The following is a 26,611-nucleotide window of genomic DNA, read 5'->3' on the forward strand; positions in this document are numbered from 1 at the left end:
AAAAAGAATGTTTTACAAAACAGAAAAGCGTGCTATAATAGAAAAGATAGCCTCATTGCGAGGCTTACGCCAATGAAGCGGCGTACGAAAGGCAAACAGAAATGCGGCAGGCGATACTGCCGTTTTTTGCAAAATAAAAAACGAAACGGAAGGAATGGAAAAGTATGACATTTTATCAGGAGCTGCAATTAAATCAGGCCGGCTCAAAGGAGCTGCTGCGAAAGAGTGAAACGGCACAGGAAAGGCGCTATCACGCATTGGTTTATCTGGCAAAGGTTGCAATTACAATGCTGTTTTGCTTTGCATTCGTCAGCGTGTTCAGCATTTTATTCGGTAACGAAAACAGCGTTGTGGGCGTTGTTGTTTTATTGTGCTTAATGGTATTCCGCAATGCGGATTTTGGGCTGCATACAGGGCAATCTACCCTGCTGCTGGCGTTATTTTTTGTGGATATGGCGGTTTTTCCGCATTTGGCACAGCAGGCAGCACCACTGCCGGCGTTGCTTTTGAATGTGGCGGCACTTGCGTTTCTTGTTATTTTCGGGTGCCATAATCCGTTTATGTATAATCAGTCCACTCTGGTTTTGGGATACCTGCTGCTTTATGGATATGATGTTTCGGGAGACAGCTACCGGATGCGTTTGATTGCCATGGCTGTCGGCGCACTGCTTTCCTGTCTGGTGTTTTACAGAAACCATAAAAGCCGCACCTATCAAACAGGAATTAAGGGGGTTTTGCAGGCATTTGATCTGACCTCCTCCCGCACAAATTGGCAGCTTTGCCAGATTATCTGCGTACCCATGGTGCTTTTTCTTGCGGAGCTGTGCAAAATGCCCCGTGCCATGTGGGCAGGCATTGCGGCGATGTCTGCCATTGTGCCGCTGATGGCAGATATGCAGGCGCGGGTGAAAAACAGAATCATCGGCAACGTGGCAGGGGTGCTTTGCTTTCTGGTGCTATATACCCTTCTGCCTACCTCGATTTATGCCTATATCGGAATCCTTGGCGGTATCGGCGTTGGCTTTTCTGCGAAGTATGGCTGGCAGGCAGTGTTTAATACCTTTGGTGCGCTTGCCATTGCAGAGGAGCTTTACGGCCTCAAGGGTGCAGTGGGGCTTCGTGTGGCGCAAAATGTGTTTGGGGTTGTGTTTGCCCTGCTGTTCTGCGTTGCGTTTTATTGGGTGATGGAACGGGTGACGGGAAGAAGGATAGCAGGAGAGCAGAATATCTAATGCGGAAAATGCGTTCTTCGGATGCCGTGACATGTGTCCCGTGACCGTTATCATCATACGGCGCTGTCCTTCCGTTGATAAAATCCCGGAAGGCAATAATCCTGTTTTCAGGCAGAATAAAATCCGCCACAGGGGAAATTCCCGTATCCAGAAAGGCGATGGAAAGCCTTTTGCCGGTGGATTCTGTGGAAAAGATGCGCTTCATCAAAGACATGGCAAGCATCTCCTTTCCTTATCAAAATATGTGAAAAAGCATTTTTCGGCACAGCCCTGCATATCTTTATTTGAGAAAGAAAAAGGGGGGAAGTGCTGTGGCAGAACAGAAACAGATGGAAATGCTTTCGGCATTGATGGGAGAGGAAGGGCAGGATGCGGCAAAAATGCTCCTGCGGATGCAGAGACTGCAAAGGCTGCTGGGTGCGCCGCAGGATACGGCATTGCCACCTGCGCCGCAGGAGGAAGCGGATGTGTTTTCGCGCAGCCGCAGGGAAAATATGATTTCCGCCGCCATTCCCTTTTTGAATCGGGAATATCAGAAGGAACTGTATCTGGTGGTGCGGCTGATGGAGCTGCGGCGCGTGATGGGCAGTGAGCTTCTGGAAACCAGAGAGCGGCAGGAGGAGCCGCTGCGTCTGCGGCAGAAGAAGCTTTTGCAGGCGGTTGAAAAATATGTATCACAGCAGGAACGCGGACAGGTGCAGCTGCTGCTGAAAATGATGGATATGAAGGAAATTCTGGGGCAGGGGGAATGAAAATGAACGCATGGGAAATGCCACAGGTGCAGGCATTGGGCGAGGAACGGCTGCGCCTGATGCAGGAGGCGGCAGAAAAATGCAGAGGGAAAAGCGGCATGGAGCGTCTGGATATTTTTCTGGAATATGGCGAAAAATTATCTGAAGGGGGACCGCTTGCGCCGGAGGAGCAGAAGGCTTTGCTTGCGGCGGTGGCGGCAAGCCTGCCCGAACAGGAGCAGAAGCAGCTGACACAGCTGATGCAGATGATGGGAATCTGAAATGAAAAAAGAGCGGCGATTTTTCGTCACTCTTTTTTTGCGGAAAGCAGCTCCAGCAGCAGCATTGCAAGCACAGGCGAGCCGCCGCCTTGCGGCATTGTTTTTTCCTCCGCGTGAAGAAAAATGGGTTCTTTTGAGGTTTCCTTTTGGGAAAAAGCTGTGGTGGCTTCCTTCTTTTTTTCGGCTGTTTTCTGCGGTTTGCCGAAGGGCGCAGGGATTTTTTTTCGAGAATACATGACAGCCTCCGTGGGTTTTCTTTCCTTTATAGTGTATGCTTAAAAAAGTTTTTTATGTTTTTCCTATAAATAAACAGGCTTTTGTGGTATCATATATCATAAGAGAAACGAGAAAAAAGAAAACTCCTGAAAGGAAGCTGTAAATGAAGGAGCGCAGAGAACGAAATTTCCGTATTCTGGAATTTCGAGAAAATAAATTTGATATCATTGGGGATGTGCATGGCTGCTATGATGAGCTGATGGAGCTGATAGAAAGGCTCGGCTATGAGAAAAAGGATGGCTGTTATACGCATCCGGAGGGCAGAAGGCTGATTTCCGTGGGAGATGTGGCGGATAAGGGCTGTCAGAATCTGGCGTGTCTGGATTTCTGGATTGAGCAGGTCAATAACGGCGGCGCATTCTGGGTGCATGGCAACCATTGCAATAAGCTGTACCGCTATTTTCTGGGGAATCGTGTGCATCTGTCACACGGACTGGAGCGGACGGTAGCGGAGCTGGAGGCACTCCCGAAGGAAGAACGCATGGTGTTTCGCAGCCGATATATGCGCTGCTATGAGAGCCAATGCTTTTATCTTCTGCTGGACAGAAAGCGTCTTGCGGTGGTGCATGGGGGCTTGCGTCCCGAATCCATCGGAAAATTTTCCAATAAAATACGTGCGGTTTGTTTATATGGCGAAACAACGGGTAATTTTGACGAAAACGGTAAGCCTGAGCGTTTGGACTGGGCGGCGGAATATGACGGGCAGCCCTTTGTGGTCTATGGGCATACGGTGGCGGAAAGACCCGAAATCATCAACCGTACCGTTGATATCGATCAGGGCTGTGTTTATGGCGGCTATCTGACAGCATTGCGCTACCCGGAAATTGAATTTGTGCAGGTGCGCGGCAAAAAATATGCGGAATATCACGGCGGCGGAAAGGTGCCGGAGGAATGAAAAGTCTTAGAGAATCGGAAGCTTTAAGGCTTTTTTTCGTGCAGAAAAAGGAATTTTCGGGAAAATGGCGTATTCTAAAAGTAATAGGAAAAATTTCGACTGATACGAAAGGCGGAAAAGGAGGGATTGCTATGGAATTACGGCGGTTTCAGGAGGAATTGGAGGAGAAAATCCTTGGGGAATATGCAGCAAAAAGCAGCCGGACGAGGGGCAGGGAAAGACCTGAGGAAAAATGCGACATTCGGACGGATTTTCAGCGTGACAGAGACCGTATCATCCATTGTAAATCCTTCCGCCGCATGAAGCACAAAACACAGGTGTTTATTTCCCCTGAGGGCGACCATTATCGGACACGGCTGACGCACACGCTTGAGGTTTCGCAGATTGCCAGAAGCATTGCGCGCGCATTGCGGCTGAATGAGGACTTGACCGAGGCGATTGCCCTTGGGCATGATTTAGGGCATACCCCCTTTGGGCATGCAGGCGAGCGCAAGCTGGATGAGCTTTGCAGGGATACGGGCGGCTTCGCGCATAATGTGCAGAGTCTGCGTGTGGTGGAGCGTCTGGAAAAGGACGGACGCGGACTGAACCTGACCTGGGAGGTGCGGGACGGGATTCTGAACCATCGCACAAGCGGCAATCCTGCTACCTTAGAGGGGAAAATCGTGCAGCTTTCCGATAAGATTGCTTATACGAACCACGATATTGACGATGCCATCCGCGCAGGCATGCTCAAGCCGAAGGATATCCCAAGGGATATTGTTGCGCGCATCGGCACACGCTCCAGCAGCCGCATCAATGCCATGGTGCGGGATACCATTTTTCACAGCATGGGCATCAACGATATCCGCATGAGCGAGGAAATGCGGCAGACCCTAAAGGAGCTGCGTGCCTTTATGTTCCGTCATGTGTATGCCAGTGATATTGCGGTGGCGGAGCATAAAAAGGCGGAGAAAATCGTGGGGGATTTATTTGATTATTATTTGGAATATCCGGAGGAAATGTCGGGAGAGTTTCAGGCACTTCTGGATGACGGAGATCCGGTGCGGCAGGTGGTTTGCGATTATATTGCCTGCATGACGGATCGCTTTGCCGTTGCAAAGTATAAGACGCTTTTTATTCCGCAGGAATGGACCATCCTTTGAAAGGGTAAGTCGAAATCAGGATTTCGACTTGTTTGGACAGAAGAATAAACAGATGCGTTCCGGCGGTAAACCTTGAAACGCCCTGTTTTCCTCGACGGAAGTGAATTCCGTCTGCGGATTCCATTTGGGAAACTACTTACCGCTCAAGAAGGGGCGGCAGGCGAAGCCTGCTTTGCGTAGCAAAGTAATGAATAGTTTGTTTCCCAAGCCCTTCCGCTGCCCGAAATCACTTTGGCTACAGGCTGAAAAAGATACCAATTTTGGGGTAAAATATTCTTGCATTTTGCACATAGTTTGAAAAAGTCAAGGCTTTTTTGCAAAATTTTTGTTGATTTCTACAAAATGTATACAAGGAGAAGGATTTTTCTCAAATGTGTCGAATTTAGTATATAAAAGGGAGTGAAAGAACTTCCTTTTCGACTGTTATGGAAGGGGGGATGATGCCATGAGATATCCGAGGGAGGTCGTGGATGAGGTGCGGCTGCAAAATGATATCGTAGAGGTCATTTCCCAGTATGTGCCGCTGAAGCAAAAGGGCAGCTCCTATTTTGGGCTTTGTCCGTTTCATAATGAAAAAACGGCATCCTTTTCCGTCAACAGCGAAAAGCAGTTTTATTATTGCTTCGGCTGCGGCGCGGCAGGAAATGTGTTTTCCTTTTTAATGGAGATGGAAAACTGCGATTTCCCCGAAGCCATGAAGCGTCTGGCGGAGCGGGCGCATATTACCCTGCCCGAACCGGAAAAAAACGCGCAGGCAATCGCGGCGGAGCAGCTCAAGAAACGATTATTTGAAATGCACACCCTGGCAGGGAGGTTCTTTTATGAAGCCTTGCAGGAGGAGGAGGGGGCAGAGGCGAGAGCCTATCTGCAAAAACGGCAGATGGACCCCCGTATGGCAAGAAAATTCGGCATAGGCTACTCTCCGGACAGCTACGATGCGCTTTTCAGGCATTTGCAGGAGAAGGGCTTCAAGGTTTCGGAGATTTTGAAAACAGGGCTTGTGCTGGAAAATAAGGATGGCAAGGGCTACCATGACCGTTTCCGCGGCAGGCTGATGTTCCCCATTTTTGATGTACAGGGGCGTGTGGTCGGCTTCGGCGGCAGGATACTTGCCAAGGGTGAGCCGAAATATCTGAATTCACCCGAAACGATTCTGTTCAGCAAAAGCAGGAATCTGTATGGACTGAATTTTGCGAAGCAGACGAGAAAACGAGAGCTGATTCTGGTGGAGGGCTATATGGATATGCTTTCCATCTATCAGGCAGGGTTCCATAACGTAGTGGCATCATTGGGAACAGCCTTCAATCAGGAGCATGCAAGAACGCTGAAGCGCTTTGCGGATGATGTGATTTTGCTGTATGACAGCGATGAGGCAGGCACCAATGCCGCACTTCGCGCCATTCCCGTATTGGTGAAAAACGGCTTTCATGTGAAGGTGACACAGGTGCCGGACGGAAAGGATCCCGATGAATTTATCAAGGCAAAGGGTGCAGCGGAATTTTCCAAGCTGTTGGTGAATGCTGTGCATTATATATCCTTTGAAATTGCCTGCATACAGCGCAAATATAATCTCAAAAATCCGGAGCACAGGGTTCGCTTTGCCACAGAGGCGGCGGAAATCCTTGCAAAGCTGGACAGTGAGATTGAGCGTAATGTTTACCTTGGAGAGGTAAGCAGGGTGACAGGCGTGGAGGAGGAGGCCATCCGCAGTGAAATTCGGAAGCTGGTGCAAAAAGAGGATGCGGCTTACCAAAGGGAGGCCGAAAAGCGGCAGCAGAATCTGAAGAATTACACGCCGGAGGGCAGAAGAAAGGATAAAGGGCTTCTGGAAGCCCAGAGAAGCTTGTTATATTATGCCGCCCAGCATCAGGGCATCTATGATACGCTCAAAGAGATTCTGGAAGAGGATGATTTTACAGAAGGAATTTATTGGCGCACCTTCGGCGATATCGGGGATTTGTGGCAGAATGCAGGCCATGTGTTCCCTGCCGATTTGGTCAGCCGCTTTGAGGATGCAAAGGAACAGAAGCAGGTGACAGAGATTTTTGCCGTACAGCTGCCGACAGAAAACGGGGCAGATATGGAAAAAGCCATCAATGAACAGGTAAAACGGCTGAAACGGACGAAAATCGACCATTTGACGGCAAACGCCGCAACCGTTGAGGAGATACAACGGCTGGTGGATGCCAAGAGAAAACTGGATTCCCTGTATATTACCATTTGATATGGTTAGACTATAGGAACAGAGAGAAAGGAAGGATCATGTTGAAATCCGTCGAAGAAACAACATTATTGACCAAGCTGGAGGAACTGGTGCAGCTGGCCAAAAAGAAAAAGAATGTACTGGAATATAAGGAGATCATGGATCATCTGGCGGATTTGGATCTGGACCCCGACCGCATTGACAGAATCTATGAGTATCTGGAAAGTCAGAATATTGATATTCTGGGGAATATCGAAGCGGAGGAGGAGGTTGAGAAGGAGCTTGACCTGACTCTCCCCGAAGGCATCAATATTGATGACCCCGTCAGAATGTACCTCAAGGAAATCGGTAAGGTGCCCCTTCTGACGGCAGAAGAAGAAATCGAACTGGCGCAGAAGATGGAGGAGGGCGGCCCTGAGGGCGAAGCTGCCAAGAAGAAACTGGCAGAGGCCAACCTGCGTCTGGTTGTCAGCATTGCAAAAAGATACGTTGGGCGAGGGATGCTCTTTCTTGACCTGATTCAGGAGGGCAATCTGGGGCTGATTAAGGCAGTTGAAAAATTCGACTTCCATAAGGGCTTTAAATTCTCCACATATGCGACATGGTGGATTCGTCAGGCAATCACAAGAGCGATTGCAGATCAGGCAAGAACGATTCGTATCCCCGTACACATGGTGGAAACCATCAATAAGCTGATTCGTATTTCCAGACAGCTTTTGCAGGAACTGGGCAGAGAACCGACCGCAGAGGAACTGGCTGTGGAAATGCAGATGCCGGAGGAGAAGGTGCGTGAAATTATGAAAATCGCACAGGAGCCGGTTTCTCTGGAAACGCCTATCGGTGAGGAGGAGGACAGCCATCTGGGTGACTTTATCCCCGATGACGATATCCCCGCACCTGCGGAAGCCGCAGCGTTTACGCTTTTGAAGGAACAGCTGATGGAGGTTCTGGATACGCTGACGGAAAGAGAAGAAAAGGTGCTGCGTCTGCGTTTTGGTCTAGATGACGGCAGAGCAAGAACACTGGAGGAGGTTGGTAAGGAATTCAATGTTACCAGAGAACGTATCCGCCAGATTGAAGCAAAGGCTCTGCGTAAGCTGCGCCACCCCAGCAGAAGCAAAAAGCTGAAGGATTATCTTGAATAAGAGAATTGGAACAAAAGAGGGCGAAACAAATAGAGATATTTGCTGCGCCCTTTTTTTGAAAATAAGGAGTCGAGGCTATGGAGTTATCAAAACGATTGGAGATGGTCGCAGGTCTGGTGACGCAGGAGCGGATTGCGGATATCGGCACAGACCATGGCTATGTCCCTATTTATTTATACAAGCAGGGCAGAATCAAAAAGGCATACGCCTGCGATGTACGCAAGGGGCCTTTGGAAAAATGCAGAAAAAATATTGCGCTTTACGGTGCGGAGGATGTCATTGAAACGCGCCTTGGCAGCGGCTTAACCCCTCTGCGCCCCGGTGAAGCGGAAACGGCAATTATGGCAGGGATGGGCGGCATGCTGATTGTACATATTTTGCAGGACAGCCCGGAGGTGGCGGATAGCCTCAAGGAGCTGGTGCTTTCGCCGCAGCGCGATTTCGGTGCGGTTCGAAAATATTTACATCAAATCGGATTTGCCATCCGAGAGGAGCATACACTGAAAGAGGAGAATAAACCGTATGTGCTGATGCGGTGCGAAAGGGCAGAGGAGCATTACGACAGGGAGATTGAGTATCTTTACGGCAAAAGGCTGTTGGAGAAGAAAGACCCTATTTTAAAAGAGGTGCTTCTGCACGAAGAAGGAAAATACAGCCGTTTGCTTGAAAATCTTAAGAAGAACCCGACGGAAAACGCACAAAAGCGTCTGCCGGAGGTGGAGAAGAAGCTGGCTTTGATGAGGGAGGCGTTGGAATGTCTGTAAAAGCTGTAAGGGTAAAGGATATCATGGGTGTGATGGAGGAAATCGCACCGAAAAAGCTGGCGGAGAACTGGGATAAGCCGGGGCTTGCCATCGGTGATCCGGAGCGAGAGGTGAAAAAAATTCTGGTGGCACTGGATGTGATTGATCCTGTTGTGGAGGAAGCAAAGCGCATTGGTGCGGATATGATTGTGACGCATCACCCGATGCTGCTGTTCCGCAAAATCGAGAGCATTACGGCGGATACCCTTCTGGGGAAACGCATTTTTAATCTGATTCAGAATAACATTGCCGCTTTCTCCGCGCATACGAATCTGGATGTTGCCGCAGGCGGTACAAATGATGTGCTGGCGGAGCTGGCAGGCTTGAAGAATATTGAGATTCTGGAGGAAACATGGGCGGAGAGCCTGAAAAAAATCGTGGTTTATGTTCCTGCGGGGTATGAACAGGCGGTGCGTGATGCCATGTGCGGCGCAGGGGCAGGGCATATCGGTGCCTATTCCCATTGCACCTTTGGCGCGGCAGGGAAGGGAACCTTTCTTCCTTTGGAGGGGACAAATCCCTTCTTTGGTGAGCAGGGCAGACTGGAAACGGCGGATGAAATCCGTCTGGAAACGATTGTTCCTGCTGAGAAGGTACACGCCGTTGTGCAGGCAATGCTTGCGGCACACCCCTATGAGGAAGCGGCGTATGACATTTATCCTGTGGAACAGACAGGGAAAAAGGAGGGCATTGGGCGCATTGGAGAGCTGCCGCAGGCAATCCCCTTCAGGGATTTTGCAAAGCAGTTGAAGGAAAGGCTTGGTCTGGATGCCATTCGTCTGGTCGGGGACGGGGAAAACCCTGTCAAGCGCGTCGGTCTTTGCACAGGCACAGGGGTGGAATTTGTTTCTCTGGCGGCGGCGAAGGGCTGTGATGCCTATCTGACGGCGGATATCAAATATCATGAAGCGCAGAAGGCGGTCGAGCTGGGCATTGCCGTTGCGGATGTGACGCATTACGCGAGCGAGGTGCTGATTGTGCCTGTTCTGCAGGAAAAATTGCAGGCGGCGGCAAAGGAAAACGGTTGGAATATCGAGGTTGTCTGCTCCGCGGTGGATGGGCAGACCTTCTGGACGATAGAGTAAGGAGGGAAGACAAGTGGAAACAAGAAAAGTAAATGTAATGGGAAAGGAAGTGCAGATTCCCAAGGACATGACCTTCGGGGAGCTGGCAAAGGAATTTGAGGGCGAGGTTTTCGGCAAAATTCTGGTGGCAAAGCAGGGGAATTCCCTGCGCGAATTGATTTGCCCCATCCGCACCGATGAGGATATTACCTTTTTGGATTTTCGGGATAAGGAGGGTGTGCGCGTTTATGAAAGAGGGATTTCCCTGCTGCTGGTGAAGGCGGTGCGCGATGTGCTGGGGACAGCGACAGGCGTGGAAATCGAACATTCCCTGCGGGGCAATCTTTATTGCGAGCTGCGCAGCCCACAGCAGGTGCCGGATGCAGATCTGCTTGCCAAGATTGAGGCACGCATGAAGGAATATGTTGCGGCGGATACGCCTATTGTGAAGCATGTCTGCCCCAGAGAGGTTGCCATTTCCATCGTGAAGGAGCAGGGCTTGCAGGATAAGGTGGAGCTGTTCCGCTATCGCACGGCTTCCAATATCAACCTTTATGAACTGGATGGCTTCTATGATTATTTCTTCGGGTATATGCCGGATTCCGTCGGCGCATTGGAATGGTTTACGCTGATGCCCTTTGAAACAGGCTTTCTGGTGCGCTTCCCCGATCCTGCAAAGACAGGGGAGCTTCTGCCGGAGGAGCAGCCCAGAAAAATCAGCAAGGTATTTCTGGAGCAGATGCACTGGTGCCAGCTGATGCAGGTGCGCAACGTGGCAGAGCTGAACCGCACGATTGTCGAGGGGAAATTCGGTGACCTGATTCGCGTGAATGAGGCATTGCATGAAAAGAAAATTGCGGAAATCGCAGATCAGATTCATCAGCGGATGGACAAAGTGCGTGTGGTGCTGATTGCGGGGCCTTCCTCCTCCGGCAAGACCTCCTTCGCAAACAGATTATGTATTCAGCTGCGCGCGCTGGGGGTGAAGCCGCACAAGGTTTCTCTGGATGATTATTTTCTCAATCGGGAGGACACCCCTCTGGATGAGCACGGCAAGAAAAACTTCGAGCGCATGGAGGCGTTGGATTTGAAGCGGCTCAATCAGGACTTGAAGCAGATTATCGCGGGGGAAGAAGTAGAGCTGCCCTATTACAACTTCCTGACGGGCAAGCGTGAGCACAGCGGTGAATTTGTGCAGCTTGGCGAGGGCGAAATTCTGGTAATGGAGGGCATCCATGGCTTAAATGACCGCCTGACCCCCGAAATTCCGGCGGAATACAAATTCAAAATCTTCATCAGTGCCATTACGCAGCTGAATGTAGACGACCACAACCGCATTTCTACCTCCGACAGCAGGCTTATCCGCCGCATTGTGCGCGATTTCCAGTTCCGCGGCAGAAGCGCCAGAACGACCATAGAATCCTGGGGAGAGGTGCGTCAGGGCGAGGAGGATAATATTTTCCCGTTTCAGGAGAATGCGGATGCGGTGTTCAATTCCGCAACGCTATATGAGCTTTGTGTGCTGAAGCAATACGCAGAGCCACAGCTATTCGCGATTGAAAAAAACATGCCGGAATACCCCACGGCAAAGCGTTTGATTAAATTCCTGAGCTATTTCCTTGCCGCGCCGGGGCTGGAAATTCCGAATAATTCCTTGATTAAGGAATTTGTCGGCGGGAGCTGCTTTAAGGTTTGACAAGGGGACGAAATTCATTTATAATAATTTGGATTATGTGAGTAGGTTGGACAGTCGCGCTCGTAGGAGTGAGGAAAGTCCGGGCTTCGCAGAGCAGGGTGCCGGCTAACGGCCGGTGGAGGCGACTCCAAGGATAGTGCAACAGAAATAGACCGCCGAATTCGTTTCGGTAAGGATGGAAAGGTGGGGTAAGAGCCCACCGCTGCGGCGGTAACGTCGCGGGCCCCTGTAAACCCCACCCGAAGCAAGACAAACAGAGACCATGGGGCTGCTCGTTCCGTCTCGAAAAAGTCGCACGATGCCGTTGGCAACAACGGACCAAGATAGATGGCTGTCTGAAAAACAGAACCCGGCTTACAGGCCTGCTCGCGTTTTCAAATCTTTCGGCGTGATTTTTGCCCGATAGAAAAAACTTTTTCTACCCTATAATTAACCACTAAAAAAAGTCCTCTTTCGAGGACTTTCTTTTTTTGCTTTTTTTACACAAACTCCACAACCCAGAAGCCGATTTTCACAGTATCCACATCACAGCCGGTATGCTTAACGGTAATGGCATTGCTGCTCAGCGTATAGGAAAAATTCAAGAGGGAATCGAAATTATTATTCAATCGTTCTGTGATAATGAATGTTTTTTCGAGATTTACTGTCTGAATTGTTACCGTGCCGCCGTAGGAAGGGCTTTTCGGTGCGGTATACACCACATACTGAATCGAGCGAATCACCGAGCCGCCGTTTTGCAGCAGGGAAGAAATGCTCTGCCCATCGGGGGGCGTGCCAAGCTTTTTATTGATAGCGGCGAGGGTTTCCTCTGCTGTGGCAATGCTTGCTTGAATCGCCGCCACCTTTTGCTCCGCCTGTGCCAGCTGTGCATCAATGGCGTCCATGTTTTCATTGAAATCCTGAATGTCATAATAATCTTCGTTATCGGGCTTGATAAAATCATAATTTTCTGTAAAAGTGCTCATTTGCGTCACCTCCTTTCTGCCCTCATGATAAAGCCCCCTTAGTCTCATGGGGTCTCATGTTGTAATATTGCTGCAATATTTCAGTTTTGTTACAAAACGCCCAAACCCCTTGCCAATTTCCGATTCTATTGATATGATAGCTATGCAAAGTAAAACTGACGCAGGAATGGAAACCAAACCGGAACGGAAGAAACGGAAGCCGAATCCTTGAATGGGTGTGGAGGAAGCGGAAGGGCCGGAAGGGAAGGGGCGGCGGAAAGGATGGCGGCGGAATGAACTGCATTTCGTTGTATAATTATGAAACGAAGCGAACATTTAAAATTAAAAAAAGGAGGAATGAGACCAATGAAGAAACTTATCTCTATGGTCATGGCTGCAGCTATGGTAGTATCTCTGGTGCCCGCAACAGCATTTGCTGACACAGGTTCTGCTAAAGCAGTAGCTAAAGTTATCGATGCAGCTGATGTATCCAAAGATGCAACAGCAGAAACTGCAATGGATAGCGAAACAACAGAACTGCAGCTGAAGGTTGACGGCGACGGTCAGTATGCAGGCACAACTGGCAATGCAAAACATGAACTGACATTCACACTGGATGGTGCTGAATTCAAGACAGTTACAGCAGAAGCAATCGCAGCAAATGTTACAGTTAAAAAAGGCGCTTCTACTGTAACAACCATTACTAAAGATAACATCTCTGAAGTTGAAAAAGACGGCTTCAAACTGACAATCGAAGCAAGACTGACAGATGAAACTGTTATCGCTGTAAACCTGCACAACAACATCAAGCTGAAAAGCACATCCGTTGGCAAAAAGGCTACAATCGCTGTTGACGGTGCTATGGTAACAACAGATGATCTGACATTCGCAGAAGTTAAAGATACAGGTATCAAAGCTTCCGTGAAGAAAGTAGCAGACATCACAGAAGAAGGTATCTCTGCACTGGAAAAAGACCTGAAAATCGAAGCTAACGTTGGCAAATTCAAAAAGGGTCAGGTATTCACACTGAAACTGTCCAGCGGTTTTGAATTCAACAAGCTGAACAATGGCACAGATTACGTAGTGGTTGATGCAGATGATTACACTCCCGCAACTAACACTAACGGCACATACGCTAAGGGTGAAAAAGAAGTTACTATCAAAGTAACAGCTGACGACAACACAACAGATACAATTACAATCAAAGCAGCTGATTTGGTAATCTCTGCTGAATCCGCTAAGGTTGGCGCAGAATGCAAACTGACAGTTAAGGCTGTTAAAAACGGTTCTGCTGGTTTCTCTGATACAGCAGATGCAATCGTTGTAGCTAAGGTTGTTGCAGATGCAATCACAGTATCCGTTGATGAAGACGAAGATCTGCCCGTAATCTACAGCGGCGTTAACGTTAAAAACGAAGGTATCACAGATGATTCCGATCACGAAGCTCTGGAAGTTACTCTGGAAGAACCCACAGCAGGCACACTGGATGCGAAAAAAGAACTGACAATGGAACTGCCTGATGGTGTTTACGTAACAAACGTTAAGTTTGGTGACGTAGATTTCATCGAGGGCAAAGATAAAACTGTAGCAGAAACAGTATTCAAGGCTGCTTACAAGAAGGGTGACTACGAAACATTCGATTTCGCTAGAAGAACTCTGAAAGCAACAGATGAAAACACTGATAAAGACGGCGGCAAACTGGAATTCACACTGACACTGGTTGCTGAACCCGGCTTCACAGGCGACGTTACTCTGAAAGTAGACGGCGCTGGCATGGATAAGGCTCAGGAAGTAAAGATTGCTAAGTTTGTATCCCCTTACACAGTAGAAGCTTCTCAGAATGACCTGATCATCGACTACAGAAACACAAAGGTTCCTACCAACATCGTTGTGAAGGAAGCTGAAGATGGTCTGTGGAAGAAGGGCTCCGAATTCAAATTCAGCCTTGACAGAAATATCGACACTGAAGATGATGCTACTTACACAGTAGACGACAAGTCCGATATGGAAGTTAAGAAGATCAAAAACGATCTGGGCTTCAGAGTTGACAAAGAATCCGGCGATGCAGCAACAGTAACAATCTCCGACATCTCTCTGTACATGAGCAGAAGCCTGGCAGCAGGTGCTTACGATCTGCAGCTGGATACAACAGGTTCCGATGAATTCATGGATCAGGCAATTCTGGCTCCCACTGGAGTGAAGGCAGAAGAAGCAAAAGTTAAATACCAGTACTACAACAACGATGACAACTTCAAGCACGTTGTTAAAGAAGGTTTCGTAAACATCATCACAGCTGGTAGAGACCAGGATGATGCTTCCTTCACAAAGAAGGTAGTAGTTCCCGTTGGCGAAAAATACATCATCGCAGGTGAAGAACAGGTTGCTCTGGATGTACCCGCTTACATCTCCGCTGCAGGCTACACAATGCTGCCCGTAAGAGCAGTTGCTACAGCACTGGGTATCAACAACAACAACGTTCTGTGGAACCAGGCTTCCAGAACAGTAACAATCCTGTATGGTCAGAGAATCATCACTATGGTTGCAGGCCAGAAGGTTGTTACAGTTAACGGTAACACAATCCCCGCATCCGCTACAGTACAGATCAAAGACGGCAGAACATTCCTGCCTATGAGAGATCTGGCTACAGCTCTGGGCGTAACAGACATCACATGGGATGCAGCTACAAAGACAGCTACAATGAACGGTAACCAGAATAAGTAATTATTCTTTCCTTCATTCTAACTGAATCAGTAGAATCTCTAAGGACACTCCGAAAGGAGTGTCCTTTCTTTTGCATCTTTTTTGCATAAAAAAAAGACCTGTTTCTCACAGGTCTTATTTTCTTTAGCGGAAGGTTTTCGCAAGCGCCTTTATCGCCTGCTCCGCAAGCAGCGTTTCCCCATGCTCCAGCAGGTAATATTTCGCCAGTGGCGTGGAAATGTGCTTCTGACCGTATTCCTTCAAAATGCGCTCCGCATCCTCTGCGGTTTCCTCCGTGGTGTATGTATCCCCCTGCATCACAAGGAAATACTTCCCATCGTTCTTATAAACCGCGCTTTCGCCCTTGAACGCGCCATCCAGACGCAGGCTCACGCCAATCACATCATCCAGAGAAGGGAAGGAATAAATCAGAATATCCGAATTTTTTTCCTCCTGATGCGCCAGCGTATCCATGGGCTTCTTTTTCCAGCGGCGCAAATCCTCGTCCGCGTGTTTCTCTTTATTGTTTACCTTCGTCACGATGATCATGATACCATCGCCCCCCGAAGGGATCGCCTCTACCATCAGCGGTGTGTTTTCCGAAATGAAATCCTCCTCATCCAACGCCTGCTCCATAATATCCCGAAACAGCTTCTGCGTGCGCTCCGAAGGGGAAATCAAATCCTCCAGTTTGATTTTTCTTTCCGCTAAATCTGCCTTTGTCAGGGTCAGCTTTAGCTGGTTTTCGCTTATCCGCTCTATTTTCATGCTATCACTCCCTTTTTCCCGTTTTGCGGGGCATGATGCGGAAACGGTCAATTTATTACTATAGTATATGCAATCCTGCGCCGGATGTAAAGAGGGGATTGCCGCCAAAGTTTTGAATTTTTTATGAACACCCCGATTTCTTACAATTTCTTGAATTTTTGCCGCTTTGGTTGACACTGCGCCAATAAACCTGTAAAATATATTAGATAAAATGCGATTTTTGTGTGAAAATGTTTTATTTTCAAAGGATATATTTTTTTTTGGAGGGAATCACATGAGCGATGATAAAATCGGCAATAAAACAGGCCCGGAGGGTCTGAGCGAAACAGATAAGGGCTATTATGAGGATTTATATAACGACCTGCCGAAGGAGGTTGTGGATATCCTCATGCAGACGCACCCCCTCATGGGCAAAAATGACGACCTTGAGGCAACCGCCTACCGCGCACGCCGCCCCCAGAGACGCGAGGACGTGGAGGAGGTCAAAGAGGCGAGGATGCAGCAGGTCGGCAACGAGATTAACGAGGTGAGCCGCGCACCCCAGCAGGAGGGCGACCCTACCCGTTACGTTTCCCGCCGCGCAAGAAATGCGGAAAGCGCGCATACTTCCGCCCCGAAGGGGAATACAATGAATCAGGATGATTATGACGATGGCATTCAGTATGTAAGCGTACTGCCCGCGCGTAAGAAATCCAAAATCGTGGAGGAGGTTACTTTGCAGACCGCTGCCCCCGCGAAGCATCATGGCAAAAAGAAAAAGCATAAAAAAGAAAGAGAGCCATTTGACGATATGGGTATGGAGGAAAGAGATTATCGCCCCCGTTATGAGGATATGGATTTTGAGGAGCGCGCAAAGCAGGAGCACCTTGACAGCCTCTATGACGAGGAATATTATGACGATTACGGCAGAGGCAGAGGAAAGCTGCCGATGATTCTCGGCGTGGTTGCCGTTGTGCTGATTATTTTCCTCATTTTCCGTACCGTTAGCCTGAGCAGTAAGCTGGAGGAGGTACAGAACCAGCTGACACAGTCTCAGGATTATAAGCAGAAATACGAGGATATGCAGCTGGAAAATATGCAGTTGCAGGAAAAACTGGACGGTAAGGACACCAAAACGACAGGCAATTCTGATGCTGCGGACACCAAAAAGGACACCAAAGCGGACACCGCATCCACATCCTCCGGCACCAAGGAATACACCGTGCAGAAGGGCGATACTATGTGGACAATCGCCCAGAGCCAGCTTGGCAATGGCGCGGAATATCAGAAGATTCTGGATGCCAACGGCCTAAAGGAGAGCGATACCTTAGCGCCCGGCACAGTGATTAAAATCCCACAGTAAGAACAGGAGTGTAGCATGAGCGATTTGGAGAAAAGAACTCTTGTGGAATTGAGAAAAATGGCGAAGGAGCTGGGGATTCCTGCCATTTCCGGTTTGAAGAAAAGGGAATTGATTGAGAAAATTGAGCAGTCCTCTGAGGTGCAGAAAAATGATTCTGTACCTCGGTCGGCTGCTTCCGACTTTTCTCACAGAAATTTCGACGAAAAAACCGAAGCTCCGCAGGAGCATACGGAAAGGGAAAAGCAGTTTTTTGAGGAATTGGGAGAGGGGATTCTGGAGGTACTGCCGGATGGATATGGGTTTCTGCGTGCGGAAAATTGCCTGCCCGGTGCAAATGATGTGTATGTTTCTCCGGCGCAGATTCGCAGATTTAATCTGAAAACAGGCGACAGAGTGATGGGAAATGTGCGCCCTGCCAGAGAAGGCGAAAAGGTCGGCGGTCTGGTTTATGTGCAGACGGTCAATGGAGATGCGCCGTATCTTGCGATTCACCGCCCGAATTTCGAGGATCTGACACCCATTTATCCTGAGGAGAAGCTCAAGCTGGAAACAGTGCAGAGAGAACTTTCCGGTCGCATCATTGATCTGATTGCGCCTATCGGCAAAGGGCAAAGAGGGATGATTGTTGCACCGCCGAAGGTCGGGAAAACAATCCTTCTGACGAAGATAGCAAATGCAATCACCTGCAACCATAAGGAAGTGCATCTGATTGTACTGCTGATTGATGAACGCCCTGAGGAGGTAACGGATATTCAACGCTCCATCGAAGGGGAGAATGTGCAGATTGTGTATTCTACCTTTGACGAGGAGCCGGAGCATCATAAAAAGGTAACGGAAATGGTTCTGGAACGCGCGAAGCGCATGGTGGAGCAGGGGAAGGATCTGGTTATCCTGCTGGACAGCATTACTCGTTTGGCGCGTGCGTATAACCTGACGATTCCGCCAAGCGGACGCACGCTGTCCGGTGGTCTGGACCCCGCGGCACTGTATATGCCGAAGCGGTTCTTCGGCGCAGCCAGAAATATTGAAAACGGCGGCAGTCTGACGATTCTTGCAACTGCGCTTGTGGATACGGGCAGCAAAATGGATGAGGTTGTGTTTGAGGAATTCAAGGGCACCGGCAACATGGAGCTGGTGCTGGATAAGCGCATGGCAGAGCGGAGAATCTTCCCTGCGGTGGATATTATGAAATCCGGCACAAGACGAGAGGAAAAGCTGTTTACCCCTGAGGAGCTGGAGTGTAATTATGCGCTGCGGCGGATGGCGGCACAGCTGAATCATACGGATATGATTGAAGGCTTTTTTGACCTGATGCGCAAGTCCAAAAATAACAAGGAATTCATGGAGCGGCTGCACGTTTGGGAAAAAACGTTAGGTCTGCATGAAAAATAACCTCGGTTTTTGGATAAATCTCTCAAGAATACGGAAAATGCTGATTTTTCGGGGAATTGCAGTTGCCAAGCCGAAAAAAATATGCTATAATGCTCATGTTGTCTTTAAATAACGTAGATTATTGATCAACAAATACGAAAAATGAGGTGAAAGAAAATGCGCGAAGGTATCCATCCCGAATACAAACAGGTAAAAGTAAGATGTAACTGCGGCAATGAATTTGTAACAGGTTCCACAAAGGACGAAATCAGAGTCGAAGTTTGCTCCAAATGCCATCCCTTCTACACAGGCAGCCAGAAACTGCTTCTGGAAGCCGGCGGCAGAGTTGAAAAGTTCAACAAGAAATACGGCAGAAAGTAATTCTTTTCGGATTGCTGAGCTGCAAAAAATCAAGACAGAATATAAAAAGGGCGAGATCGCAGGATCTTCGCTCTTTTTTCATGCAGGAAGATTGTCGAAAAAAGGAAAGTATGATATGCTATAAGAACGGATTATCGCTTGGCGGTTCAGTCACTCTCTGTAAAGGGGGTGATGCTATGAATTGTGTTACATATTCTGATTTAATTCAGATGGGTATACTTGTAGTAGCGCTTATCTCCCTGTATCAAAATAGGGGATAAATAAAAAACGACCGCCTAACAAGAGTTAGACGGTCTTTCTTGAGATATTAGGACTGACCGCCCGACCAAAAGCGGTAATCCTTTTATTGTAGCTATTATCGCCCTGTGTAAAAACAGGAGATAAATAAAAAATGTTGCCTAACAAGAGTTAGACGGTCTTACTTGATTAATCAGGACTGACCGCCCGACCAAAAGCGATAATCCTTTTCTTATCTTCATGATAGCAAAAGAAAGTGATTCTGTCAATAAAAGCGTTTTGCTTAAACGCGTTTGATATGCTATAATAAGTACCTGTTAAAAGGAGATGATTCTGTGTCAGATAGAAAAAGACCAACTAACATCGGCGGTCAGGCGGTCATTGAGGGCGTTATGATGCGCGGAAAAAAGATATATGCAATGGCAGTGAGAAATCCCGAAGGGGAAATTGTTGTGGAAAAGAAGCCTGTCGGCGGCCTAGGGAAAAAAGGGCTGTTCAGATACCCTATTTTCCGCGGCATGGCGGCGTTTGTAGATTCCCTTGTTACCGGTACGAAAATACTGATGCGTTCTGCGGAAATTGCAGGCGAGGGCTGGGAGGAGGAAGAGCTTTCCCCCTTTGAGCAATGGCTGAAGGAGAAGCTGGGGGATAAAATCAACGATATTCTGATTTATTTCAGCGTATTCATTTCCCTGCTTCTGGGCATGGGGCTGTTTTTTGTGCTGCCTGTTGCCATCGGGAATTTATTCAAAACCCTTGTGCCGACATGGGCACTGGGCATTATCGAAGGCTTGATTCGTATTGCGATTTTCCTTGGCTATCTCTGGCTGATTTCTCGTATGAAGGAGATTAAGCGCGTATTCCAATACCATGGCGCAGAGCATAAGACGATTGCATGTTTTGAAAGCGGCAAGGAGCTGACGGTGGAAAACGTACGCCCCTGCACAAGGCTGCATAAGCGCTGCGGCACAAGCTTTCTGCTGTTCGTGATGCTGATTTCCATGATTGTGTTTTTCTTCGTTCGGACGGATGTATTCTGGCTGCGGCTGATTACAAGAATCTGCCTTGTGCCGTTTATTGCGGGGATTTCCTATGAGGTTATCCGCTGGGCGGGCAATTCAGAAAGCAGCTTCGTGAAAATCGTCAGTGCGCCGGGACTTTGTCTGCAAAAGCTGACAACGGCAGAGCCGGATGCAAGTCAGATAGAATGTGCCATTGCGGCAATGAAAGGGGTTCTGGAAGATGAGCCTGAGGAATAAAACCATTGCAGAGGCATTGCGCGAGGGGAAGCAGCGTTTGCGGTCGGCGGGAAAGGATGCCTACGCCGTTGAAGCGGAGCTGCTGCTCGAAAAAGCTGTCGGTCTGAATCGAACGGCTTTATTTTTGCGTGGAGAGGAGCCGCTTTCTGCGGAGGCTGCGATGCAGTATGAAGGCTTTCTTGCGGAACGGGAGAGCGGTCGCCCGACGCAGTATATCCTCGGCACATGGGAGTTCATGGGACTTCCCTTTTCTGTGGGCGAGGGCGTGCTGATTCCCAGAGGGGATACGGAAATTCTTGTGGAAACCATTCTGGAGAAGCAGCAGACAGAACCACTGCGGACGATTCTGGATATCGGGACGGGGAGCGGCTGTATTCCTGTCAGCCTGTCCCATTACGGGAAATTTGAATATGTTCTGGCGGTGGATATCAGCCGGAAGGCGTTAGGCTATGCAACGAAAAACGCGGCGGCAAATCATGCGGAAATTTCGTTTTACGAGAGTGATTTATTTCAAAATGTGCCTGCGCAGTGGAGAGGGCAGCTGGATGCGATTGTTTCCAATCCGCCCTATATTCCCAAGGAGGATATCGCAGGGCTGATGACGGAAGTGAAGGACTTTGAACCCATCAATGCACTGGATGGCGGTGCGGACGGTCTGGATTTTTACCGTGCGATTGTGGCAGAGGGCAGAGCATGGCTGAAGGAGGGCGGATGGCTCTTTTTTGAGATTGGCTATGACCAAGGCGAAGCCCTGCGCACGCTTTTGGCAGACTTTGGCTATACGGAAATCGGCATCCGACAGGACCTGGCAGGACTGGACAGGGTTGCCTTTGGGAGATATACAGGAAAGAAGGAGGGGGCATAAAAATGTTAGACCGTTTGGCGGAAATCGAGACAAAATATGAGGACTTGGCGGAACAGATTAACGACCCCGACGTGATTGCCAATCAGACAGAATGGCGCAAGCGGATGAAGGAATACAGCGATATGACTCCCATTGTGGAGAAATATCGGGAGTATAAGCAGGCGAAGGAAGGGATTGCCGAAAGCCTTGCCATGCTGGAGGAAAAGCAGGAGGAGGATTTTCGGGAGCTTTTGAAGGAGGAGCTGGCGGAAAACAAGGAAAAGGCGGAAACGCTGAAACAGGAGCTGACGCTTTTGCTGATTCCTAAGGACCCCAATGACGAAAAGAATGTTATCATGGAAATCCGCGGCGGCGCAGGTGGGGATGAGGCGGCATTGTTTGCAGGGGATTTATTCCGCATGTATGCGCGCTATGCAGAGCGGAGAAAATGGAAGATAGAAATTATGAATACGAGCGAGAGCGACCTTGGTGGCTTTAAGGAAATTTCCTTTATGATAAAGGGCGAGGGAGCATATTCTCGTTTGAAATACGAAAGCGGCGTGCATCGTGTGCAGCGCGTGCCGGTGACGGAAAGCGGCGGACGCGTGCATACCTCAACCGTGACGGTGGCAGTGCTGCCGGAGGCGGAGGAGGTCGATGTGCATATTGATATGAACGATGTGCGCGTGGATGTGTTCCGTGCATCGGGCAACGGCGGTCAGTGTGTCAATACAACGGATTCTGCGGTGCGGATGACGCATATCCCGACGGGGATTGTGGTTTCCTGCCAGAATGAGAAATCGCAGCTCAAGAACAAGGAGCAGGCGTTAAAGGTGCTGTATGCCCGTGTATATGAACGGGAGCGGCGTGCGCATGATGCGGCAATTTCCGCCGACAGACGTTCACAGGTCGGCACGGGGGACAGAAGTGAGCGAATTCGTACCTATAACTTTCCGCAGGGCAGGGTGACAGACCACCGCATTGGGCTGACACTGCATAAGATTGATGCCATTATGGATGGCGATTTGAATGAAATTATGGATACCCTTGCAACGACAGACCGTATGGCGAAAATGCAGGAGACATAAGAGCAGGAAAGAGGATAGCAATGAAAGAATTATGGGAATTATTTTCTTCTTTTGCACGCATTGGCGGCTTTACCTTTGGCGGCGGCTATGCCATGCTGCCGATGCTGCAGAAGGAGGTTGTAGAAAGGCGCCAATGGGCAACAGAGGATGAAATGCTGGATTATTTTGCAATCGGGCAATGCACCCCCGGTGTTATTTTTATCAATACGGCGACCTTTATCGGCTATAAGCAGAAGGGCATACCGGGTGCGATTGCGGCAACGGTCGGGAGTGTGTTCCCGTCACTGTGTATTGTGATGTTTATTGCGGCAGTGCTGAAAAACTTTGCAGAGCTGGCAGTGGTGCAGCATGCCTTTGCAGGGATTCGCGTTGTGGTCAGCGTGCTGATTCTCAATGCCGTGATGGGACTGCGGAAAAAATCCATCGTGGATAAGCTTTGTGTGGTGATTGCGGCGGCTTCCTTCCTTGTATCCGTATGGGTGGATATTTCCCCTGTCTGGATTGTGCTGGCGGCGGCGATTCTCGGTATTGCTGTTTCCTGCGGAAGGGAGGCGAAGGAGAAATGATGAGCCTTCTGATTTTGATTTTTGAATTTTTCAAGATTGGGCTGTTTTCCATCGGCGGCGGTCTGGCGACGCTGCCCTTCCTCTATCGTCTGGCGGATAAATATCCATGGTTTTCCGCGAAGCAGATTCCCGATATGATTGCTGTTTCGGAATCGACCCCCGGCCCCCTAGGCATCAATATGGCAACCTATACGGGCTTTCAGCACAGCGGCGTTATCGGAAGCATTGCGGCGACCTTTGGCTTGGTGCTGCCCTCGGTTATCATTATTATTCTGATTTCCAAGGTGCTGGAAAAATTCCGCAGCAATAAATATGTGGAGTATGCGTTTTACGGACTGCGTCCTGCGGTTATGGGGCTGATTGCGGCGGCAGGCTTTGGCGTGCTGATCGGGGCGCTGTTCCATTCTGCGGCTCTATCTGATTTAACGCTTTCCAATCTTGGCAGCTATATCGGCATTGAGGAATGTATTTTGTTTGTGGTGCTGCTGTTCGTAACGAATAAATGGAAAAAGCACCCGATTTTTTATATTGTGCTAAGTGCCATTGTGGGGATTGTTTTTGCACTCTGATGCGGCATGAAGGCTTTGTCCCTGCCATATCCTTTTTCTAAGAGGGTATGATGGGGTGATTTTATGGAAAAGGTCTGGGTACTCCTTCTGGTGGGGTATCTGATGATGATAAGGACGGCAGAGAGGCGGAACGCCGCGGGTGCTGTCCTTTGCTTTTTGGAGGGGGCTTATCTGGCAATGCTCTGCTTTGCGGTTTTGCCGCCTGCCATGGGTGCGGCGCGGTTCTGGGGTGCGGCAGGCTGTGCGGCGGCAGGCTGCGGAACGGGATTTCTGGCAGAGAAATATCTTCCGTGGGATGTGCTTTTGCGGCGCGCGCTGTTTCTTTTTCTGACGGCGGCGGTCTGCTTCTCATGGGAGATTCCCGTATTTCCGCTGGCATTTCTGGGCGGCGTGGGGCTGTATCATGCCTCGGCAGGCATTTTGCCTGAGCCTGTTTCCATACGAAACGCACTTTTCAGCGTAGGCGGCTTTCTTGCGGGAGTATTTCTCTTTTCGCCGCTATTGTAGCAGGAAAAAGGGGAAATTTGCCAAGCTTTCTTTTTTTTGGTATGATGAAAAGGAAAATGTACAGAATAGCATACAAAACAAAATTTTTGTAGAAATAGAGAAAACCTTAAGGGGGTTTATTATGGAACGAATTGAAAAAAAGGAATTGAAGAAGCTCATTCGGGAAAATGTAAAAACACTGTACCGCAAAACACTGGAAAATGCATCGCCTGAGGAGCTGTATCAGGCGGCGGTGTTTGCTGTGCGCGATGTGATTACCGATAAATGGATGAAAACCCATGATGAATATTATGAAAGGGATGCAAAGGTGGTTTATTACCTCTCCATGGAATTTTTGATGGGGCGTTTCTTTGGCAATGCACTGATCAATCTGGAAATGTTCGATGAGGTGAAGGAGGTCTTTGCGGAGCTGGGCATTGATTACAATATGGTGGAGGAGGCGGAGCCCGACCCCGGCCTTGGCAACGGCGGTCTTGGCAGATTGGCGGCCTGCTTTCTGGAATCCCTTTCCACGCTTTCCCTGCCGGCTTACGGCTGTGGGATTCGCTATCATTACGGCATCTTTGAGCAGCGGATTGAAAACGGCTATCAGGTTGAGGTGCCGGATAACTGGCTGGAAAACGGCGACCCTTGGGGCATTAAACGGAACGAATATGCCGTTGAGGTCAAATTCGGCGGCAATGTGCGCGCGGTGGGAAAGGGCAACGGCGAATATCGCTTTGTGCAGGAAAATTATCAGTCTGTAACGGCAATCCCGTATGATTATCCGGTGATCGGGTATGGCAATAATACTGTAAATACCCTGCGCCTATGGGAGGCAAAGCCCAAAACAAGACTGGATTTGAAATCCTTCAATGAGGGCAATTATCAGAAGGCGGCGGAGGAGGAGCTGCTTGCCAATACGCTGACGGATGTGCTGTATCCTGCGGATGAGCATATACAAGGGAAGGAGCTGCGTCTGCGTCAGCAGTATTTCTTCATTTCCGCAACGGTACAGCGTGTCATTGCGCGCTTTAAGAAAAAGCATACCGATTTCAACGAGCTGCCCGATAAGGTGGCATTTCAGCTGAATGATACCCACCCCAGCATGGCGGTGGCGGAGCTGATGCGTGTGCTGGTAGATGAAAATGATTTGCCTTGGGATCAGGCATGGGATATTACAAGAAGGGTCTGTGCATATACCAATCACACGATTATGTCCGAAGCGTTGGAAAAATGGCCGATGGAATTATTCAGCCGCCTGCTCCCTCGTATTTATCAGATTGTGGAGGAAATCAACCGCCGTTTCGTTCTGGAGCTGACGGAAAAATATGGGAACAATCCCGATAAAATCAGAAAAATGGCAATCATTGCAGATGGGCAGATTCGCATGGCATTCCTGGCAATCGTCGGGAGTCATTCTGTCAACGGGGTAGCGGCACTGCATACGGAAATTCTGAAAAAGCAGGAGCTGCATAATTTTTATGAGTTGTATCCCGAAAAATTCAATAACAAAACAAACGGCATTACCCAGAGAAGATGGCTGCTCCATGCCAACCCGAAGCTGGCAGAGCTGATTACGGAAACCATCGGCAAGGACTGGATCACCAATCTGGATGAGCTGAAAAAGCTGGTGCCTTATGCAGAGGATGCCGCCTTCCGCAGCCGATTTACGGCAATCAAGAAGGAAAACAAAATTGCATTGGCGCAATATATTAAGGAAACAAAGGGGATTGATATCAATCCTGATTCCATTTTTGATATTCAGGTGAAGCGTCTGCATGAATACAAAAGACAGCTGTTGAATATCCTGCATGTCATTGGGCTGTATAACCAGCTGAAGATGAACCCCGGACTGGATTTGGTACCCAGAACCTTTATTTTCGGGGCAAAGGCGGCGGCAGGCTACCATAGAGCGAAGCTCATCATCAAGCTGATTAACGCTGTTGCGGATGTGGTGAATAACGACCCGACCATCCATGGCAGGATTAAGGTGGTATTTATGGAAAACTACCGTGTTTCTCTGGCAGAAAAGATGATTCCGGCAGCAGATGTCAGCGAGCAGATTTCGACTGCGGGCAAGGAGGCCTCCGGTACGGGCAATATGAAGTTTATGCTGAACGGTGCGCTGACAATCGGCACGATGGATGGTGCAAATGTGGAAATTTGCGAGGAGGTCGGCAGAGACAATATCTTTATCTTCGGCATGAGCGCGGCAGAGGTGCAGCAGAAGACACAGGAGGGATATGATCCATGGATGGTCTATAACATGAATCAGGAGGTGCGGATGGCACTGACAAGCCTGATTGACGGCACATTTGACCCGGATACCAATCTGTTCCGCGAGCTGTACGATGCACTGCTGAACGGCTGCGGCGGCAGAGCGGATGAATACTTCGTTCTGGAGGATTACGCCGATTATGCGCGCGCACAGTGGGACATCGACAGAGCCTACCGCGATGAGGAAAAATGGGTGCGGATGGCAATTCTTAATACGGCAGAGAGCGGCAAATTTTCTTCTGACCGTACCATTCGCCAGTATGCCGATGAAATCTGGCAGCTGCCTTCGGTAGAGATTGTTTAAA

The 26,611-nt window shown here is 49.1% G+C and carries 24 protein-coding genes and 1 other RNA gene; 22 read left to right on the forward strand and 3 right to left on the reverse strand.

The genetic code is table 11. From position 1 onward, the window contains the following. Nucleotides 1-164 precede the first annotated feature (164 nt). The 3 genes from EJE48_RS10590 (at nucleotide 165) to EJE48_RS10605 (ending at nucleotide 2,244) form a co-directional block, all read left to right on the forward strand. Complete coding sequence (locus tag EJE48_RS10590; protein ID WP_118580962.1) at nucleotides 165-1,232, forward strand: FUSC family protein; 1,068 nt, start codon at nucleotides 165-167, stop codon at nucleotides 1,230-1,232. Between the two features lie 311 nt (nucleotides 1,233-1,543). Further along, entirely contained in the window at nucleotides 1,544-1,984 is a 441-nt protein-coding gene (locus EJE48_RS10600; RefSeq protein ID WP_118580959.1) for a hypothetical protein, read from the forward strand. A 2-nt stretch (nucleotides 1,985-1,986) separates the two neighbouring features. Continuing rightward, on the forward strand, nucleotides 1,987-2,244 hold the full coding sequence (locus EJE48_RS10605) for a hypothetical protein (protein ID WP_118580956.1): 258 nt from the start codon (nucleotides 1,987-1,989) through the stop codon (nucleotides 2,242-2,244). 26 nt (nucleotides 2,245-2,270) lie between these two features. Here EJE48_RS10605 and EJE48_RS10610 read toward each other — a convergent pair whose 3' ends face one another. Continuing rightward, nucleotides 2,271-2,480 (reverse strand): hypothetical protein, encoded by a 210-nt coding sequence (locus EJE48_RS10610; protein ID WP_118580953.1) that lies wholly within the window; start codon nucleotides 2,478-2,480, stop codon nucleotides 2,271-2,273. A gap of 143 nt (nucleotides 2,481-2,623) precedes the next feature. On the opposite strand from EJE48_RS10610, the gene EJE48_RS10615 reads away from it, so the two are divergent. The 8 genes from EJE48_RS10615 (at nucleotide 2,624) to rnpB (ending at nucleotide 11,844) form a co-directional block, all read left to right on the forward strand. Further along, nucleotides 2,624-3,415: a metallophosphoesterase gene (locus tag EJE48_RS10615; RefSeq protein WP_016406642.1), complete on the forward strand. Its 792-nt coding sequence runs from the start codon at nucleotides 2,624-2,626 to the stop codon at nucleotides 3,413-3,415. A gap of 131 nt (nucleotides 3,416-3,546) precedes the next feature. Then, the gene (locus EJE48_RS10620; protein ID WP_016406643.1) at nucleotides 3,547-4,560 is read left to right on the forward strand and encodes a deoxyguanosinetriphosphate triphosphohydrolase; all 1,014 of its coding nucleotides are present in this window, start codon (nucleotides 3,547-3,549) and stop codon (nucleotides 4,558-4,560) included. 445 nt (nucleotides 4,561-5,005) lie between these two features. Continuing rightward, the gene (dnaG, locus tag EJE48_RS10625) at nucleotides 5,006-6,784 is read left to right on the forward strand and encodes a DNA primase (RefSeq protein ID WP_118580950.1); all 1,779 of its coding nucleotides are present in this window, start codon (nucleotides 5,006-5,008) and stop codon (nucleotides 6,782-6,784) included. A gap of 38 nt (nucleotides 6,785-6,822) precedes the next feature. Next, nucleotides 6,823-7,908: an RNA polymerase sigma factor RpoD gene (gene rpoD / locus EJE48_RS10630; RefSeq protein ID WP_016406645.1), complete on the forward strand. Its 1,086-nt coding sequence runs from the start codon at nucleotides 6,823-6,825 to the stop codon at nucleotides 7,906-7,908. 77 nt (nucleotides 7,909-7,985) lie between these two features. Next, on the forward strand, nucleotides 7,986-8,672 hold the full coding sequence (locus EJE48_RS10635; RefSeq protein ID WP_118580947.1) for a tRNA (adenine(22)-N(1))-methyltransferase: 687 nt from the start codon (nucleotides 7,986-7,988) through the stop codon (nucleotides 8,670-8,672). Beyond that, nucleotides 8,663-9,796, forward strand: coding sequence for a Nif3-like dinuclear metal center hexameric protein (locus EJE48_RS10640; protein ID WP_118580944.1), 1,134 nt, complete (start codon nucleotides 8,663-8,665; stop codon nucleotides 9,794-9,796). Before EJE48_RS10635 ends, EJE48_RS10640 begins: the two co-directional genes overlap by 10 nt. A gap of 13 nt (nucleotides 9,797-9,809) precedes the next feature. Next, nucleotides 9,810-11,471: a nucleoside kinase gene (locus EJE48_RS10645; protein WP_243108022.1), complete on the forward strand. Its 1,662-nt coding sequence runs from the start codon at nucleotides 9,810-9,812 to the stop codon at nucleotides 11,469-11,471. Nucleotides 11,472-11,509: 38 nt separating this feature from the next. Further along, nucleotides 11,510-11,844: RNase P RNA component class A (gene rnpB, locus EJE48_RS10650), an RNA gene on the forward strand. Nucleotides 11,845-11,950: 106 nt separating this feature from the next. Here the strand turns inward: rnpB and EJE48_RS10655 are convergent. Beyond that, nucleotides 11,951-12,436, reverse strand: coding sequence for a hypothetical protein (locus EJE48_RS10655; protein ID WP_118580941.1), 486 nt, complete (start codon nucleotides 12,434-12,436; stop codon nucleotides 11,951-11,953). A gap of 345 nt (nucleotides 12,437-12,781) precedes the next feature. Between EJE48_RS10655 and EJE48_RS10660 the strand changes: the two genes are divergently transcribed. Further along, nucleotides 12,782-15,136: a copper amine oxidase N-terminal domain-containing protein gene (locus EJE48_RS10660; protein ID WP_160117359.1), complete on the forward strand. Its 2,355-nt coding sequence runs from the start codon at nucleotides 12,782-12,784 to the stop codon at nucleotides 15,134-15,136. Between the two features lie 123 nt (nucleotides 15,137-15,259). Here EJE48_RS10660 and EJE48_RS10665 read toward each other — a convergent pair whose 3' ends face one another. Next, nucleotides 15,260-15,883, reverse strand: a complete 624-nt coding sequence (locus tag EJE48_RS10665; protein ID WP_118580935.1) for an adaptor protein MecA — start codon at nucleotides 15,881-15,883, stop codon at nucleotides 15,260-15,262. A gap of 274 nt (nucleotides 15,884-16,157) precedes the next feature. Between EJE48_RS10665 and EJE48_RS10670 the strand changes: the two genes are divergently transcribed. The 10 genes from EJE48_RS10670 to EJE48_RS10715 all read left to right on the forward strand — a co-directional run bounded on the left by EJE48_RS10670 (nucleotide 16,158) and on the right by EJE48_RS10715 (nucleotide 26,610). Continuing rightward, the gene (locus EJE48_RS10670) at nucleotides 16,158-17,225 is read left to right on the forward strand and encodes a LysM peptidoglycan-binding domain-containing protein (protein WP_160117360.1); all 1,068 of its coding nucleotides are present in this window, start codon (nucleotides 16,158-16,160) and stop codon (nucleotides 17,223-17,225) included. 15 nt (nucleotides 17,226-17,240) lie between these two features. After that, nucleotides 17,241-18,617, forward strand: coding sequence for a transcription termination factor Rho (rho, locus tag EJE48_RS10675; protein WP_118580929.1), 1,377 nt, complete (start codon nucleotides 17,241-17,243; stop codon nucleotides 18,615-18,617). A gap of 156 nt (nucleotides 18,618-18,773) precedes the next feature. After that, nucleotides 18,774-18,977, forward strand: coding sequence for a 50S ribosomal protein L31 (rpmE, locus tag EJE48_RS10680; protein WP_016406654.1), 204 nt, complete (start codon nucleotides 18,774-18,776; stop codon nucleotides 18,975-18,977). A 572-nt stretch (nucleotides 18,978-19,549) separates the two neighbouring features. Further along, nucleotides 19,550-20,473: a DUF1385 domain-containing protein gene (locus EJE48_RS10685; protein ID WP_243108023.1), complete on the forward strand. Its 924-nt coding sequence runs from the start codon at nucleotides 19,550-19,552 to the stop codon at nucleotides 20,471-20,473. Next, nucleotides 20,457-21,338 carry a peptide chain release factor N(5)-glutamine methyltransferase gene (gene prmC / locus EJE48_RS10690; protein ID WP_118580926.1) on the forward strand — a complete coding sequence of 294 codons (882 nt, stop codon included), beginning with the start codon at nucleotides 20,457-20,459 and terminating at the stop codon, nucleotides 21,336-21,338. Before EJE48_RS10685 ends, prmC begins: the two co-directional genes overlap by 17 nt. A gap of 2 nt (nucleotides 21,339-21,340) precedes the next feature. After that, on the forward strand, nucleotides 21,341-22,405 hold the full coding sequence (prfA, locus tag EJE48_RS10695) for a peptide chain release factor 1 (RefSeq protein ID WP_118580923.1): 1,065 nt from the start codon (nucleotides 21,341-21,343) through the stop codon (nucleotides 22,403-22,405). Nucleotides 22,406-22,425: 20 nt separating this feature from the next. Continuing rightward, nucleotides 22,426-22,971 carry a chromate transporter gene (locus EJE48_RS10700; RefSeq protein ID WP_118580920.1) on the forward strand — a complete coding sequence of 182 codons (546 nt, stop codon included), beginning with the start codon at nucleotides 22,426-22,428 and terminating at the stop codon, nucleotides 22,969-22,971. Next, the gene (locus tag EJE48_RS10705; protein WP_330548509.1) at nucleotides 22,968-23,540 is read left to right on the forward strand and encodes a chromate transporter; all 573 of its coding nucleotides are present in this window, start codon (nucleotides 22,968-22,970) and stop codon (nucleotides 23,538-23,540) included. Before EJE48_RS10700 ends, EJE48_RS10705 begins: the two co-directional genes overlap by 4 nt. Nucleotides 23,541-23,603: 63 nt before the next feature. Then, complete coding sequence (locus EJE48_RS10710; protein WP_118580917.1) at nucleotides 23,604-24,047, forward strand: hypothetical protein; 444 nt, start codon at nucleotides 23,604-23,606, stop codon at nucleotides 24,045-24,047. Between the two features lie 121 nt (nucleotides 24,048-24,168). After that, nucleotides 24,169-26,610: a glycogen/starch/alpha-glucan phosphorylase gene (locus EJE48_RS10715; protein ID WP_118581227.1), complete on the forward strand. Its 2,442-nt coding sequence runs from the start codon at nucleotides 24,169-24,171 to the stop codon at nucleotides 26,608-26,610. Nucleotide 26,611: the final 1 nt, after the last annotated feature.

Source organism: Anaerotignum faecicola (genome assembly GCF_003865035.1).
GTDB lineage: Bacteria > Bacillota > Clostridia > Lachnospirales > Anaerotignaceae > Anaerotignum_A > Anaerotignum_A faecicola.

Excerpts from the sequence above, each read along its gene's own strand:
- EJE48_RS10640 (WP_118580944.1), top strand. The coding sequence starts at position 8,663 with ATGTCTGTAAAAGCTGTAAGGGTAAAGGATATCATGGGTGTGATGGAG.
- EJE48_RS10660 (WP_160117359.1), top strand. The coding sequence starts at position 12,782 with ATGAAGAAACTTATCTCTATGGTCATGGCTGCAGCTATGGTAGTATCT.
- EJE48_RS10615 (WP_016406642.1), top strand. The coding sequence starts at position 2,624 with ATGAAGGAGCGCAGAGAACGAAATTTCCGTATTCTGGAATTTCGAGAA.
- EJE48_RS10705 (WP_330548509.1), top strand. The coding sequence starts at position 22,968 with ATGATGAGCCTTCTGATTTTGATTTTTGAATTTTTCAAGATTGGGCTG.
- EJE48_RS10700 (WP_118580920.1), top strand. The coding sequence starts at position 22,426 with ATGAAAGAATTATGGGAATTATTTTCTTCTTTTGCACGCATTGGCGGC.
- prmC (WP_118580926.1), top strand. The coding sequence starts at position 20,457 with ATGAGCCTGAGGAATAAAACCATTGCAGAGGCATTGCGCGAGGGGAAG.
- EJE48_RS10620 (WP_016406643.1), top strand. The coding sequence starts at position 3,547 with ATGGAATTACGGCGGTTTCAGGAGGAATTGGAGGAGAAAATCCTTGGG.
- EJE48_RS10590 (WP_118580962.1), top strand. The coding sequence starts at position 165 with ATGACATTTTATCAGGAGCTGCAATTAAATCAGGCCGGCTCAAAGGAG.
- EJE48_RS10715 (WP_118581227.1), top strand. The coding sequence starts at position 24,169 with ATGGAACGAATTGAAAAAAAGGAATTGAAGAAGCTCATTCGGGAAAAT.
- EJE48_RS10605 (WP_118580956.1), top strand. The coding sequence starts at position 1,987 with ATGAACGCATGGGAAATGCCACAGGTGCAGGCATTGGGCGAGGAACGG.
- dnaG (WP_118580950.1), top strand. The coding sequence starts at position 5,006 with ATGAGATATCCGAGGGAGGTCGTGGATGAGGTGCGGCTGCAAAATGAT.
- EJE48_RS10655 (WP_118580941.1), bottom strand. The coding sequence starts at position 12,436 with ATGAGCACTTTTACAGAAAATTATGATTTTATCAAGCCCGATAACGAA.
- EJE48_RS10610 (WP_118580953.1), bottom strand. The coding sequence starts at position 2,480 with ATGTATTCTCGAAAAAAAATCCCTGCGCCCTTCGGCAAACCGCAGAAA.
- rpoD (WP_016406645.1), top strand. The coding sequence starts at position 6,823 with ATGTTGAAATCCGTCGAAGAAACAACATTATTGACCAAGCTGGAGGAA.
- prfA (WP_118580923.1), top strand. The coding sequence starts at position 21,341 with ATGTTAGACCGTTTGGCGGAAATCGAGACAAAATATGAGGACTTGGCG.
- EJE48_RS10665 (WP_118580935.1), bottom strand. The coding sequence starts at position 15,883 with ATGAAAATAGAGCGGATAAGCGAAAACCAGCTAAAGCTGACCCTGACA.
- rho (WP_118580929.1), top strand. The coding sequence starts at position 17,241 with ATGAGCGATTTGGAGAAAAGAACTCTTGTGGAATTGAGAAAAATGGCG.
- EJE48_RS10670 (WP_160117360.1), top strand. The coding sequence starts at position 16,158 with ATGAGCGATGATAAAATCGGCAATAAAACAGGCCCGGAGGGTCTGAGC.
- EJE48_RS10635 (WP_118580947.1), top strand. The coding sequence starts at position 7,986 with ATGGAGTTATCAAAACGATTGGAGATGGTCGCAGGTCTGGTGACGCAG.
- rpmE (WP_016406654.1), top strand. The coding sequence starts at position 18,774 with ATGCGCGAAGGTATCCATCCCGAATACAAACAGGTAAAAGTAAGATGT.
- EJE48_RS10710 (WP_118580917.1), top strand. The coding sequence starts at position 23,604 with ATGGAAAAGGTCTGGGTACTCCTTCTGGTGGGGTATCTGATGATGATA.